The following is a 13,411-nucleotide window of genomic DNA, read 5'->3' as shown; positions in this document are numbered from 1 at the left end:
CAAGGGGGGTTCCGTGACCACAGCAACCACCGGCACCAACGACATCACCTGGGCCTACACAGGCAAGCGCTACACGATGTACCGCTTCCCCGCCGATGTAGAACGCGACCTGCGGGCCCTGAACAGGGCCGACAACTGGCACGTCCTGCTCGCCTGGCTGGAGGACGCCGTCTGGATCACCGGCTGTGTCCTCGCCTGCGTCCGGGGCTCGTACTGGCTGTACCCGGTCGCGGCGATCGTGATCGGGGCACGTCAGCGCGGCCTGTCCACGCTGCTGCACGACTGCGCCCACGGCGTGGGCATCGCCAACAGAAGGCTGCAGATGGCGGTGGGCACCGTCCTGACCGCCTACCCCATCTTCCAGCAGCACTACGCGTACAAGATCAGCCACGTCTTCACCCACCATCCCCGCCTGGGCAGCCCCGATCTCGATCCGGACCTGCGGTTCTTCATCGAGCAGGGCGCCTACCGCGCCGGGGCGCGCCGCGGCTACGTGCGGCGAGTGGTGCTGATGCCGCTGCTCGGCTCCCAGACCTGGGCCTACCTGCGCTACCTGGTGCGCAATCGGTACCGCATCCTGCGCGGCGCCCAGCAGGGCCCGTCCACGTCGAGCCCGGTGCAGCGGCGTAAACGGGCCTTCGACCGCGCGGGGTTCTGGCTGTTCTGGGCCGCGGTGGTCGCCGCCGCCTGGACCGGCGGCTGGCTCACCGGCCTGCTCCTGTTCTGGGTCGTCCCCTACCTGACCGGGTTCCAGATCCTCGGCTGGTACATAGAGCTGTCGGAACACACCCCGCTCGTCCGGGACGCCAACGTCGACCTGTACATGACCCGCAACCGCAAGAGCCGGCTGTGGGAGCGCCTCCTCACCGGTATCCACAACGACCACTACCACCTGGAGCACCACCTCGACCCGCGCACGCCGTTCTACCGGCTGCGCCAGGCACGGGAGATACGCATGCGAGATCCCCGGTACGCGGAGGTGGACGCCCGGTTCGGCGGCCTGTTCCACAAGGGCCCCCAGGGCCAGCCCAGCGCGATGGCCGCCATCGTCACCTCGATGACCTCCGCCCCGGCACCGGCCGGCCCCGCCTCCGTACCCACCCAGAACCAGGGGAGCGCCCATGACGCAGCATGAACCCGCCGGCACCGCACCACTGCCGCGCAAGCGGTACACGCGCGCGGACACCGCCGCGGTCCACGGCGGCTCCGAGTGGCGCATGGGTCTCACCCCGCCGGTGGTCACCCCCATCTTCCAGACCGCGGCCTACGAACTGCCCAGCACCGCCGCGGCGGCGGGCATCTTCGACCTGCAACAGGACGGCCACGCCTACTCCCGGCTCAACAATCCGACCTGCGACGTCCTCGAAGAGCGCATGGCGGCCGTCGACGGAGCCGCGGCCGCGCTCGCCGTCGCCTCCGGACAGGCGGCGGTCAGTCTGGCCCTGCTCAACCTGTGCCAGGCGGGTGACAACATCGTCGCCTCGGACGAACTGTACGGCGGCACCTGGAACCTGCTCGGGAACACCTTCGCCCGGTTCGGCATCGAGACCCGCTTCGTCAGCCCGTCCGACCCCAAGAACTTCGCCGCGGCGACGGACGACCGCACCCGCTGCTACTTCGGCGAGACCCTGCCCAACCCCCGGCTGCGGATCTTCCCCATCGAGCAGGTGGCCCACATCGCCGAGGAGCACGGCGTCCCTCTCGTCCTCGACAACACGATGTTGCCCTCGGTGTGCCGTCCTCTGCGACACGGAGCGCACATCGTCGTCTACTCCGCGACCAAGTACATCGGCGGGCACGGATCGACCCTCGGCGGGCTGATCCTCGACGGCGGCGGCTTCGACTGGACGGCCCACGCCGGCCGGCACCCCCTGCTGACCGAGCCCGACCCGGCGCACGGCGGCATCGTGTGGACCGACACCGTCGGAGTCCTGGACAGCCCGCTCGGGCACAGCGCCTATCTGCTCAAGGCGCGCGAGACGCTCCTGAGGGACCTCGGTCCGTGCCTGAGCCCCTTCAACGCCTGGCTGCTCCTGCAAGGGCTGGAGACGCTTCCCCTGCGCATGCGGGCGCACGGTGACAACGCCCGCCGTGTGGCCGAGTACCTGGCCGCGCATCCCAAGGTCGCCCTGGTGCGCCATCCGCTTCTGGCCACGGGCGACGAGGCCGAACTGGCCGCGCGCTACCTCGGCGACAACGCCGGGCCGCTGGTGCAGTTCGAACTCACCGGCGGGCGCGAGGCGGGCAGCAGGTTCATCGAAGCGCTGCGGCTCATCTCGCACGCCACCAACATCGGCGACGTCCGCTCGCTGGCCACCCACCCCGCGTCCACCACCCACGCCCAACTGCCCGAGGCCGAGCAACTGGCCGCGGGCGTCACCCAGGGCTCCATCCGTCTGGCCGTGGGCGTGGAACACATCGACGACCTGCTCGCCGACCTGGAAGGAGCACTGGCCCGGGCATGACAGACCTCACCACGCGCCCCGTCGTGGCTCTGGCGTGCGCGACCGAGACCTTGGACGAGGTCCCGCACGCCGCGGTCCGGCGGGCCTACATCGATGCTCTCGAATCCTTCTCGGGCTGCACCGTCGTGCTGCTGCCCGGGCCGGACGCGCCCGCCGACGCGCTGAGGCGTTTCGACGGGCTCGTGCTCGGCGGCCACGAGAGCAATGTCGAACCCGCGCGCTACGGCGCGCCCGGCTCCGCCGGCCCTCGCGACCCCGTCCGTGACGCCTTAGCCATGACCGCCCTGCCCGCGGCGATCGAGGCCGGCCTGCCCGTCCTGGGCATCTGCCGTGGTCTGCAGGAACTCAACGTGGCGCTTGGCGGCACCCTGCGTGACCTGCCTGACGACGCTCACCGCGAGGACCTCTCCCTGCCCAGGGACGAGCAGTACCTCCCCGCGCACGACGTCCGGTTGACGCCCGGCGGCGTCCTGCACGACGTGCTCGGGAGCACTTCGGTACGGGTCAACTCACTGCACGGTCAGGCCGTCGACCGCCTCGGGACGGGACTGCGGATGGAGGCGCTCGCCGCGGACGGCGTCGTCGAGGCGGTGTCGCTCCCGGCGGCCCGGGCGCTGTGCCTCGCCGTGCAGTGGCATCCCGAGTGGCTCGCGGCAAGCGACCCTGTGTCCAAGCACCTCTTCACGGCCTTCGGGACCGCGGCTGCCGAGCACGTGGGGAGGCGGTGATCATGAACGTACCCACCACGTTCCCGAGCGCCCCCACGGCCGCGCCGCACGACGCCCCCACGGCCGCGCCGCACGACGCCCCCACGGCCGCGCCGCACGACGCCCCCACGGCCGCGCCGCACGACGCGCCCACGGCCACTCCGCACGGCGCCACGGCCACTCCGCACGGCGCTCCTGCCAGCGCTCCCGCCAGCGTGTTCCAGCGCACGGTCCGCCTGTTCGGCGACGGCTCCCCGTTGCGCCTGGCCCACGGGGCGTGCCTGGATGGCGTGGACGTCGCCTACGAGGAGTTCGGCCGGCGCAACGCGGACGGCACCAACACCGTCTTCGTCTGCCATGCCCTGACCGGTGACTCCCATGTGGCACGCCACTCCCCCGAGGACCTGCCCGGCTGGTGGGAGCCCATGGTGGGCCCTGGGCGCCCCATCGACACGCGCCGACTCCACGTGGTGTGCGCCAACGTCCTCGGCGGCTGCGCGGGCAGCACCGGACCGCTCAGTCCCGGTCCCGGCGGGGCGCCCTTCGCCGTGCGGTTCCCCCGCATCACGGTGGCCGACATGGTGACCGTGCACCGGGCTCTCCTCGCCCACCTCGGCATCGGCCGGCTGTACGCGGTGGTCGGCGGTTCCATGGGGGGAATGCAGGCCCTGGAGTGGCTGCTGCGCCACCCTGGCGACGCGCAGCGGTACCTGCTCATCGCGACCACGGCCAAGATGAACGCGGACAACCTGGCCGCCCACGCGGCCGGACGCGCCGCGATCCACGCCGACCCGGATTTCCGCCACGGTGAGTACGGCGACGGGCACGGCCCCGTCCACGGACTGGGCGTCGCCCGGATGATCGCACACCTCACCTACATGTCCCCGGCCTCGCTGGACGCCAAGTTCGGACGGTCCTGTGCGCCGTCCCGTACCGACGTCCCCACGGGCATCTCCAAGGGGCCCTACGCCGTGGAGCGCTACCTGGAGCACCAGGCGGACAAGTTCACCGCCCGGTTCGACGCCAACAGCTATCTGTGTCTCACGGCGGCCATGGACGACTTCGACGCCTTCGCCACCGCCACGGCACCGGCTCCGGCGCCGCCGCGTGTCCACCTGTTCAGCTTCGCCTCGGACCGGCTCTTCGGCGTCAGCCACGCCGAAGCACTACGCCGAGCCCTGGCGGAACGGAACCTGCCCGCCGGCCACTTCCACGACACCGAGTCCCCCGCGGGACACGACGCGTTCCTGCTGAACGGGCAGCGGTACGTGGAGGAGGTCAGACGTGTGCTGGAGGGCGATTCCACGGAGCGGGACGTGGCCACGGAGCAGGTCGGGACCACGGGGCGGGACGTGGTCAGGGGGCAGGACGTCGTCACGGAGCGGGAGGTGGTCCCGGAGACATAGGAGGCGCCCGCCGTCGGCCGTTCGCGCACTGCCGGGGGCTGCCCCCTGCATCTGCCGTTGTCTCCCGCGTCGTGCGTACCGCAGGGTGACGTCCATGGGAGAGCAGGCGTCCATGGGAGAGCAGGGGGAGTCATCGCCCGTCCGTGACAGCAAGGTCCCGCACGGTCCGTCCTGACCTCCGGGACCGGCACCTGGAGTGCGTTCACACACCTCCGGCGTGATCCACGTACGCACCCGGCTCACCGCCGACTTCACCGTGATCGCCAACGCCCTCGCGCAGCGCCGCGGCAGCGCGGTCACGGTCGGCGTCGCGGCGTACATCCTGTCCCTTCCCGACGGCTCGCCCGTGAGCATCGCCGCCCTGTGCGCGCACTTCACCGAGGGCGAGATCCTGATCTCGCGGGCGCTCAGGGACCTCGAAGCGGCCGGCTACCTGGAGCGCCGCCGCGAGCGGACGCCCGCCGGGCAGATCCGGACCCGGACGTACTTCTACGACGTGCCCGGCGGCGGCCCGGACGGTACGGACGGTACGGACGGTACGGACGGTACGGACGGTACGGACGGTACGGACGGTACGGAGCGACCGGTGGTCCCAACGGGTCGCCGGAACAAGAGAGGCGTGCAGAAGCGACCGGGTCCTCGGGAAAGGCCGCTCCCGGTCTTCGTCCTCGACTGCGAAGCCCTGTCACTGGCCGTGCGTGGCGACCGGATGATGATCGCCCGGCTCGGTGTGGCGGCACAGGGGGGAGGTGCGGATGGTCACGTCACCGTTGCCCCTCGTCGAGGCGCACGACGGACCGACCACCGAGCGGCGGTGGGACTGGATACTCTCCCGGGTCAGCGTCGCCGATGTAGGGAAAGAAGAGGCCCGGCAGGCCCGTCGGCTCCTGGCCGCAGCCGGGCTGCACGGCCACGAGTACGCCATCGGCGCCGTGCTCGCCGTCGTCGCGCGACGGCAGAAGGGCACCGTCACCGTCCTCACCTCGGACGTGGACGACCGGGAGGGCTCGTCCCGGAGACGATCGTCGTCCGGAAGGTGTGACCGCTCACACCACTGTGGTCCTGTAGGCTGCCCGACCACCCCAAGGCGGTGCCCGGCCGCGGGACCGCAGGAGACGGTCGCCAACACATGGACACCATCGTGAGCCTGGTCTTTCTCGCCGTCCTCGTTCTGCCCGTGCTCTGGCTGTGGGCCAGGCCCCTGTTCACCGGGCGGTGGCGGTCTCCCGGATGGTTTGTGGAGACGGCCGTGTTCTGCGGGGTCGCCACCGTCGTCACATGGTTCATCGGCGCCGTCGCCGGGCCCTCCCTGGACCCGGCGGAGGCCTGTGCCGCAGCCGGTGAGCTCTACGACGCGGCCTATCGGTCCGCCCACGCGCGGGATCTCTGGCGGTGGTTTCCGCTGCACGACAGGTGCAACGCCGGCTACGACATGGTCCCGGCGTGGGTGAACCCGGCACTGGTGCTGCTGCCGCTGCTGGCCGTCGGCTGCCTGAGCGCGGCCGTCGTGCTGGCCGTGGGGCGCCGGCGCTCCCCCGGCCGGGGAGCGGCCCGCTAGCTCACGTCCTCACGTCCTCACGTCCTCACGTCCGTGCGTCCGTTCGTCCGTCCCTCTGTCCGTCTGTCAGGGCCGTGGGCCGGCCGGCTGGGGGCCGACCCCGCCGAGGACGGTGAGGTCGGTGCGCTGTGGTGGGGACGCCAGCAGGGCGAGGACGTCCGCGGGCCGGGGAGCGCCGGTGGCCGGCTCCGTGGTGAGGGCCGCCTGCGCACTGGCCTCGTCCTGCCAGACCTCGGTGACGTGCACCGTGTCCGGGTCGGAGGCGTTCCGGCTGATCAGGTAGATCTCACAGCCGGGGAAGCCGCGGAGTCCCGCTGCGACCCGCAACAGGATGCCGGCGAGCTCGCCGCCCCTGCCCGGGTGCGCGGTCATGGTCATCAGTCGGCCGATCATGTTCACACCAGTGTGGTGATGCAGAACGGGTGACCGGCGGGGTCCAGCAGGACCCGCCAGCGGTCGGGGGACGGCTGCTGCTCGGGGCGGGTGGCTCCCAGGGCGAGCAGCCGGCGCTCCGCGGCGTCCAGGTCGTCCACGCCCAGTTCGAGGTGGGCCTGTTTTTCCTGCGCCGGGTCGGGCCAGGTGGGACGCCGGTAGTCGGCCAGCCGGTTGAAGCCCAGGCCGGGCGTCCCCTCCCGGCTGAGGAACACGAAGTCGTCACCGGAGTAGGCGACGGGCAGGCCGAGGGCCTCGCCGTAGAAACGGGCCAGCTCGGCGGGGTCCGCGCAGTCGAACGTGACGGCCGCGTAGCGGATCGCGGGTGCGGGTGCGGGTGTCGAAGCGGACGTGGATGTCTCTGTGGGTGCTGAAGTGCTCATGGGGGTGACGTTAGAGCGGGATCAGGACAGGTTGTGTCCTGATCTCCACCTCGCGAGAGGGTGTGGGAGCGCCGTCCCGCTCCCCCCGGTTCCCGGTCCCGGCACCGGCACCGGCACCGGCACAAGCCCCTACCCCACCGAGGGGAACAGGTCCACGAACGGCTCCGACGTGGCGGCGAGGCCGCGGCCGAAGGGGGTGTCGAGGACCCAGATGAGGAAGAGGAGGAAGACGATCAGGGCGCTGAAGGTGCCGGCCAGGAGGAGTTCGCGGGCGGAACGCCGGATCTGGAGCGTGAAGATCAGCCCCACGGTGACCACGGCGCCGGTGATCAGGCCGAACCAGACGATGCCGGGCATCGTCGGACCGGCGTTCTCGCCGCGGGTGTTGCGGGCCGCGTCGGCCGTGGCGACCAGGTCGGCCATGGACTGGTACGACTGGCTCTCCGCCTCGCTCCGCGGCTCACGGGTCAGCACGTCGTGGCGCACCTTACCCAGCAGCTCGGTCCCGTGTGACGACAGCGACTGGTGCTGCTCCATATACCGCCACTCGGTGTGGACGACGTAGGACACGTACGCGTCGACGTCCGACCTGACGCGGTCCCGGTACTCCGCCGGGTAGACCTGTGCGCGTGCGCTCAGCTCATGGAGCGCCTGGGCCTCGTTGAACGAGTTGTCCTGCGCGGCGCTCCTGGCCTCCCAGACGCCGGCGATGGCGAGGCCGAGGACGATCGCGTAGATCACGCCGATCATCATCGTCATGTACTCGATGACGTCCGGGGTCTCGGACGGGTCGTCGTCCTCCCCGACGCGGCGCTGCCGCAGGACGACGACGGCGACGACCACGGCGCACGCCAACGCCATCGCGATGACGAGTACCACCCATTCCGACATGGACAACCCCCATGGCTCGTTCTTGCTCTGACATCGGGTCCGGCCGGGTCACGAGCGCCCGCGGCGGGACGAACGGGAGCGTGGGCGCAGGGCGGCCGCCGCGAGGACGGCGGGCACGGTGACGACCAGCATCGTGAGGGTCATCCGCGCCGGGCCGTGCCGGGGCGGGGCGGGTGCGGTGCCCTGCTGTGGCACCGGATACCGGCCCGGCGGCTCGGGTGAGCGCGGGGGCTCGGCGGCCGCTGCGGACGAGGTCGGCGGCGCCGGTGGCCGGGACGGCACGGTGGAGTCCGCCGGGCTGGTGGGCGGCGGCTTCAGCGGGGCGGTCGTCTGCGGGGGGCCGGGGTGCGCCGGTGGTTCGGTCTTCGGTGGCGGCGGGGGTGTGGGGGTGTGCGTGGGCGGCGGAGGTGGGGGTGGCGTCGGGGTCGGTGAGGAGTCCTGCGGAGGTGGGGGCGGGGGCGGGGGTGGTGGGGGTGGCGGAGGCGGCGGGCAGTGGTGGTGGCGACAGCAGCAGTGATGGCGGCAGCAGCAGTGGCCGGCCGGACCCCTCGTGTCCTTCTCGCCCAGGTGCAGGGACGTCGCCGCGTCCAGGCCGACTGTGCCGACGATCCCGCCGAGGCCGATGTGGACGCACAGATCGACGTGGACTCCGGCTCCGGGGTGGGTGGTCCCGCGGTCCCGCGCGGAGGGTGCGCCGGACGCCCCGGTGAGGGTCAGGCAGAGGAGGAGGGTGGCCGGGAGGGTTCCCAGGAGGGCGGCGGTGCGCCTGGAATTCCTTCGGCTCCCGATGTCCATGCGGCCCCCGCCCTCGCGCACGTGGCGCCTGCTGAACCATGTTCCGCGCACGGCGGTGCGCGGGAGAAAGGCCCGTCCCCTCACGCCGCGGATCGTCTCACAGCAATTGTCAGGTGATGACTTTTTTGCGTGTTTTGCGAACATGACCGGATCGAACAGGGATAATGCGCTGCCACACGCGGCCACTCCATGCTGCCCACGTCCGAGCCGTCCCAGACATGACGTCCGTCCCCGTACAGCCGTTCAAGCCACGGGGCCCGGCCGCTGGGCCGGAGCCGGAGCGGAACGGAGCCGGGGCGGGAGCGTTTCCCGGCCGCTGGATCTGGTAGGAATCGGGGAGTCGGGAGTGGTGGGAGTGGGGAAGCCACGTGTGCGCACGAGGCTGAGGGAGGGGTTCATGGCACCGCGTGAGACCGCCGGCCGTCTGGGCGAGGAGTTCTTCGCCTCCGGGAGTTCGTCGTTCACGGAGTTCCTCTCCGCGCACCGTCCCGGGTTGCTGCGTGCGCACCGGCTGGTTCCCGAGGGTGCTCCGGGGGGTGGTCCGGTGGGTGCCCCCGGCGCCCCCGGCGCCCCCGGCGCCTCCGCCGCGGCCGGCCGGCTGCCGCACGGCACCACCGTGCTGGCCCTCACCTTCCGCGACGGTGTGCTGATGGCCGGCGACCGGCGGGCCACGATGGGCAACGTCATCGCGCAGAAGGACCTGGAGAAGGTGTACCCCGCGGACGACTGGACCGCGGTCGCCTTCGCCGGCACCGTCGGGCTCGCCGTGGACATGGTGAAGCTGTACCAGGTGGAGCTGACGCACTTCGAGAAGATCGAGGGCGCTCCCATGACCCTCAACGCGAAGGCCGTCCGGCTGGCGGCGATGGTCCGGCAGAACCTCGGGCAGGCGATGCAGGGGCTGGCGATGATCCCGCTGCTGGCGGGGTACGACCATGCGGCTCCGGACGGGCGGCATGGCCGGATATTCAGCTTCGACGTCACGGGCGGGCCGTACGAGAAGACCGACTTCCACGCGGAGGGGTCGGGGTCGCCGTACGCGCGGGGTGCGCTGAAGAAGATGTTCCGGCGAGACCTGTCCCGGCGGGATGCCGCGCTGGCGGCGTTGCAGGCGCTGTACGACGCGGCGGACGATGACTCGGCCACCGGGGGCCCCGATGTCTCCCGCCGTATCTACCCCATTGTCTCCGTCATCACGGAGGAGGGGTACGAGCGGCTTTCCGAGGCGGAGACGGAGGGGCTCGCCCGCGAGGTGGTCGGGCAGCGCGGGGTGCAGCCGGACGGGCCTACGGCTGGGCTCTGAGCGGGTCCGCCTGGCGGTGGGTGGTGCGGTCCTCGCGGGGGCGGACCTCGCGGGGGCGGCGACCCGGGTGCGACAGAGACAGCCCCTTTGGGACGGTGGCGACCTGCCGGCCTCGCCGGGGCCGGTCGCGCAGTTCCCCGCGCCCCTCAAACACGCGCCGCACACACAAACCCCCGCCAGGACCGGCCGCCCCAACGCGACACAGACAGTCCCATTCGGACGGTGACGAACCGCGGGCCTCGGCCCTCGCGGGCGGACTCGTGGCCTTCGTATGAAACGCCCAGAGCCCGACGGGCCGCCTTCGACCCTGCCGCTGCGGAGATCACCCGCGGTGACCGAAGCTCAAGGGGGTCCTCCCTCACGGGCTTCGGTCAACACTCACCCGCAGCGTGTGCCGCGCCAAGCATGGGAGATCAGACAGGAACCGTTTCGATCACGGCATAGGCGCCCGCCGGAGTGACCTTGGTGCGTCGCAGCCCGGCAGCGGCGAAAAGGGCATCGAATTCGGCGGTGTCGCGTTCCCTTCCACCCGTCATGTCGAGCATGTTCATGTCCATCAATGGAGCGAGGCCTGGAATGCCGATCTCAGGGATGAGGAGGTCAACGACAACCACCCTGCCTCCCCCCTGGAGCGAGGCCCTGCAGTTCTTCAGAATGCTCACGCAGTCGTCGTCGTCCCAGTCATGCATGATGTACTTCAGGACGTACATGTCAGCCGGGGGGACTGCCTCGAAGAAGTCACCACCGACCGTGGTGAACCGCTCACCGAGTCCGTCCTCCTTCGCGGCGGCCTCGGCGTCGGGGACGATGTGAGGCAGGTCGAAGACGCCTCCCCGCAGCTCCGGATTCGCCTTCATCAGGGCTCGAATGACTTCACCGCCCGCGCCACCGATGTCGAAGGCGAGCCCGACGCCCTTCGTGTCGAGCACCGCCGCGACGTCCTGAGCCGCAGCGCGCGACAGATTACCCATCGACTCCGTGAAGAATCCGGCCTCGTCAAGGTGCTGGCCGAAGTAGTCGAAGATCGTCTCTTCCCCGTGGGCCGCCCTGATCTGATGCTCGCCACTGCGCACCGCTTCCGGAAAGAGCCCCCAGGGCAGCCAGTGACCCGGCGCGGCCTGGGAAATGGCGAACCCGCGCAACGAGTTCGGGTCGTCCTTGGCCAGGGTGCTCAGCAGAGATGTAGCGCTGTAGTGTGCACCGCCGTCCTTGCTCGTCATCAGGCCCAGCGAGGCACAGGTCCGCATGAGACGCCGGGTCGCGCCGAGATTGATACCTTCCGCCTCAGCGACCGCTTCAGGTGTGTCGGTTCCCTTGGCGAGGTGATCCGCGAGGTTGTAGACGGCCGCGGCACGAACCGTCTGGGTGACCCAGAAGCCCGTCACCATGCCCATCATGCGGTCGTAGTCCTGCGGCCCGGCCGGTGTGGGGGTAGTTGACACATCACTCTCCTGTTTCTTCTCGCAGCAAGGACGTGTGTGAACGCCCAATCGTTCAGCTCTTGAGCATCTGTGATGCAATTCACACCACGCCGCTCGTCGCCCCTCGGACGCCCGCCAGACGGTCTTGTTCGTCCTCGGGTCGGTGAGGCGAGCGGAAGGTGCCGTACGGGTTGACGTTCGACCAGAACAGCGCGGTCAGGCCGCGCCGGTCCTCGTCGCTCGATTTCTTCGCCCACACCGGTTCGGCCAGGACTGCTGCACCAACAGGGGGTTGACATGCACGAGCGCGGGTGGCCTCGAAGTCGCCCGGCAGGTCGTCCTCCGGATCGCGCCAGCGCGCGGCGCCTCGACGTGGATCTCGCGGCGGCGGACCGCGTCCCGTAGCGCGAGGACCAGAACGCACAGCTGACTCCTCCAGACCCGAGACCCTACTTGCGGCTGGTGTCTGAGCTCGCCCACCGGGGCTGTCTCGCCGGGGCCGGTCGCGCAGCTCCCGCGCCCCTGGCGGGGTGCCCCTGACAACGTGGCGCGCTGGCCTCACACGTTGCGGAAGCGTGCCGCGATCGCCGGGGAGTGAAAGCCCGTGCCCTGGCCCGAGGACCAGCGGACCAGGTCGGGGGCGTGCAGGCGGGCGCCGCCCGCCGCCCAGATGGAGAGCACGACGACGAGTCCCAGCGTGGTGATGCCCATGGTGATCGCCACGGAGAGCTGGAAGCCGTCGGCGAAGGACGGATACTGCGTCAGGGCCAGGTGGACCAGCACCGGGCCGATCAGGAACGCCGCCTCCGAGCGGAGCAGTTCGACCAGGGCGAAGGTGGGCCCGAGCTGGGCGGCGGAGACGGAGAAACCGGCCAGGAACAGGCCGGGCGTGACACCGGCACCCGCGCCGTAGCCCAGGAACACCGTGGAGAGGGGGATGAGGACGTCCGCGTTCGAACCGCTCACGCCCAGCAACAGGGCCCCGCCCAGCATGATGGCGAGGATCCCGGAGAGCGCGAGCACCGGCGTCCACTTCGTCGCCACGCACCTCTTGAACAGCACGGAGGCGGCGATCACGCCGAAGATCATCGGGGTGAGCAGGCCACCGGTCTTGACCGTCGAGAAGTGCGACATGTCCAGCAGGTAGGTCTCGCTCAGCTCCAGCAGCGTGGTGAAGGACGCACCGACCACCATCGCGGTGATGGTGCCGCTGACAGGCAGGGTGTTGGTGATGATGCGCACCGGCATCAGCGGGTTCCGCGTGTGGTACTGCGACCCCACCAGTGACACGCCGAAGAACACCCCGACGAACAGCGGCACCAGGAACTCGGGGTCGGACCAGGTGCCGCGGGCCAGCCAGGCGACGCCGAAGAACGGCAGGAAGGACGCGCCGAACGCCTGCGGGATCGCCCACCAGTCGAAGCGCGCGCCGGGCGCGAGCGGCTCGTTGGGTTCGAACGTGAGCAGGCCGATGGAGAGGCCGACCGCGGCGACCACCGCGATCGAGGTGTACAGGTACCGCCATCCGTCGTACTGGCCGACCAGCCCGCCCACCAGCGGCCCGATGGTCACCATGCCGAAGAAGCCCAGGCTGACCACGGCACCCGTGATCGGCAGCCGTTCGATCCCGTGCCGCAGGATCAGCGGCGGCAGCGCGGCGACCAGCAGCATGCCGGTCGCACCGCCCTGGAGGATCACCCCGGCGACGAACTGCTCGATGCTCTGCGCGCTCAGCACCACGATCGTGCCGACGACGAATCCGCCCTCGGCCAGGAGGTACACCGTGCGCCGCGACAGGCGCTGGGTCAGATCGGCCGAGACCACCGCGCCGAACGCATAGCCGGCGTTGGACATGGCCCCGGCCAGTTGCAGCTCGAACCGGTTGGCGCCCAGCTCGCGCATCAGGACCGGGCTGGCCAGGGTGGTGACGGTGGTGAGCACCAGGTACGGGCTCAGCGCGAGGAGTACCACGATGACCGCGGCGGGATAGTTCGTGGCCAGCGGCACACGGGTCAGGACGCTCGGCACGGGGACGCGGAACTGCATGGCT

At 70.9% G+C, this 13,411-nt stretch carries 12 protein-coding genes and 1 pseudogene; 8 read left to right on the top strand and 5 right to left on the bottom strand.

What is annotated here, in order from left to right; translation table 11 throughout:
• The first annotated feature begins 13 nt into the window (after positions 1-13).
• From ACSMXW_RS19720 to ACSMXW_RS19690, 7 genes and pseudogenes are all read left to right on the top strand, one after another.
• Positions 14-1,135, top strand: a complete 1,122-nt coding sequence (locus tag ACSMXW_RS19720; RefSeq protein ID WP_485798032.1) for a fatty acid desaturase family protein — start codon at positions 14-16, stop codon at positions 1,133-1,135.
• Positions 1,122-2,465, top strand: coding sequence for an O-acetylhomoserine aminocarboxypropyltransferase/cysteine synthase family protein (locus tag ACSMXW_RS19715; RefSeq protein WP_485798031.1), 1,344 nt, complete (start codon positions 1,122-1,124; stop codon positions 2,463-2,465). The genes ACSMXW_RS19720 and ACSMXW_RS19715 overlap by 14 nt, the downstream gene beginning before the upstream one ends.
• Complete coding sequence (locus ACSMXW_RS19710; protein WP_485798030.1) at positions 2,462-3,193, top strand: gamma-glutamyl-gamma-aminobutyrate hydrolase family protein; 732 nt, start codon at positions 2,462-2,464, stop codon at positions 3,191-3,193. The genes ACSMXW_RS19715 and ACSMXW_RS19710 overlap by 4 nt, the downstream gene beginning before the upstream one ends.
• Positions 3,194-3,195: 2 nt before the next feature.
• A complete protein-coding gene (metX, locus tag ACSMXW_RS19705; RefSeq protein WP_485798029.1) occupies positions 3,196-4,578 on the top strand; it encodes a homoserine O-acetyltransferase MetX in 1,383 nt (460 codons plus the stop codon).
• A 217-nt stretch (positions 4,579-4,795) separates the two neighbouring features.
• Positions 4,796-5,092, top strand: a pseudogene (locus tag ACSMXW_RS19700) (hypothetical protein); the annotation flags it as partial.
• A 241-nt stretch (positions 5,093-5,333) separates the two neighbouring features.
• Complete coding sequence (locus tag ACSMXW_RS19695) at positions 5,334-5,723, top strand: hypothetical protein (RefSeq protein ID WP_485808577.1); 390 nt, start codon at positions 5,334-5,336, stop codon at positions 5,721-5,723.
• The gene (locus ACSMXW_RS19690; RefSeq protein ID WP_485798028.1) at positions 5,708-6,136 is read left to right on the top strand and encodes a hypothetical protein; all 429 of its coding nucleotides are present in this window, start codon (positions 5,708-5,710) and stop codon (positions 6,134-6,136) included. The genes ACSMXW_RS19695 and ACSMXW_RS19690 overlap by 16 nt, the downstream gene beginning before the upstream one ends.
• 66 nt (positions 6,137-6,202) lie before the next feature.
• Here ACSMXW_RS19690 and ACSMXW_RS19685 read toward each other — a convergent pair whose 3' ends face one another.
• The 3 genes from ACSMXW_RS19685 to ACSMXW_RS19675 all read right to left on the bottom strand — a co-directional run bounded on the left by ACSMXW_RS19685 (position 6,203) and on the right by ACSMXW_RS19675 (position 7,842).
• Complete coding sequence (locus ACSMXW_RS19685; RefSeq protein WP_485798027.1) at positions 6,203-6,529, bottom strand: putative quinol monooxygenase; 327 nt, start codon at positions 6,527-6,529, stop codon at positions 6,203-6,205.
• A gap of 2 nt (positions 6,530-6,531) precedes the next feature.
• The gene (locus tag ACSMXW_RS19680) at positions 6,532-6,951 is read right to left on the bottom strand and encodes a VOC family protein (protein ID WP_485798026.1); all 420 of its coding nucleotides are present in this window, start codon (positions 6,949-6,951) and stop codon (positions 6,532-6,534) included.
• 129 nt (positions 6,952-7,080) lie between these two features.
• Positions 7,081-7,842 (bottom strand): bestrophin-like domain, encoded by a 762-nt coding sequence (locus tag ACSMXW_RS19675; protein ID WP_485798025.1) that lies wholly within the window; start codon positions 7,840-7,842, stop codon positions 7,081-7,083.
• Between the two features lie 1,192 nt (positions 7,843-9,034).
• On the opposite strand from ACSMXW_RS19675, the gene prcB reads away from it, so the two are divergent.
• A complete protein-coding gene (prcB, locus tag ACSMXW_RS19670) occupies positions 9,035-9,940 on the top strand; it encodes a proteasome subunit beta (RefSeq protein WP_485798024.1) in 906 nt (301 codons plus the stop codon).
• Between the two features lie 413 nt (positions 9,941-10,353).
• Here prcB and ACSMXW_RS19665 read toward each other — a convergent pair whose 3' ends face one another.
• Both ACSMXW_RS19665 and ACSMXW_RS19660 read right to left on the bottom strand, forming a co-directional pair.
• Positions 10,354-11,382: a methyltransferase gene (locus tag ACSMXW_RS19665; RefSeq protein ID WP_485798023.1), complete on the bottom strand. Its 1,029-nt coding sequence runs from the start codon at positions 11,380-11,382 to the stop codon at positions 10,354-10,356.
• Positions 11,383-11,919: 537 nt separating this feature from the next.
• Positions 11,920-13,407, bottom strand: coding sequence for an MFS transporter (locus tag ACSMXW_RS19660; protein WP_485798022.1), 1,488 nt, complete (start codon positions 13,405-13,407; stop codon positions 11,920-11,922).
• Positions 13,408-13,411 lie beyond the last annotated feature (4 nt).

The organism is Streptomyces sp. DSM 116793, assembly GCF_057320905.1.
This window is presented reverse-complemented; position numbering and strand designations above follow the sequence as displayed.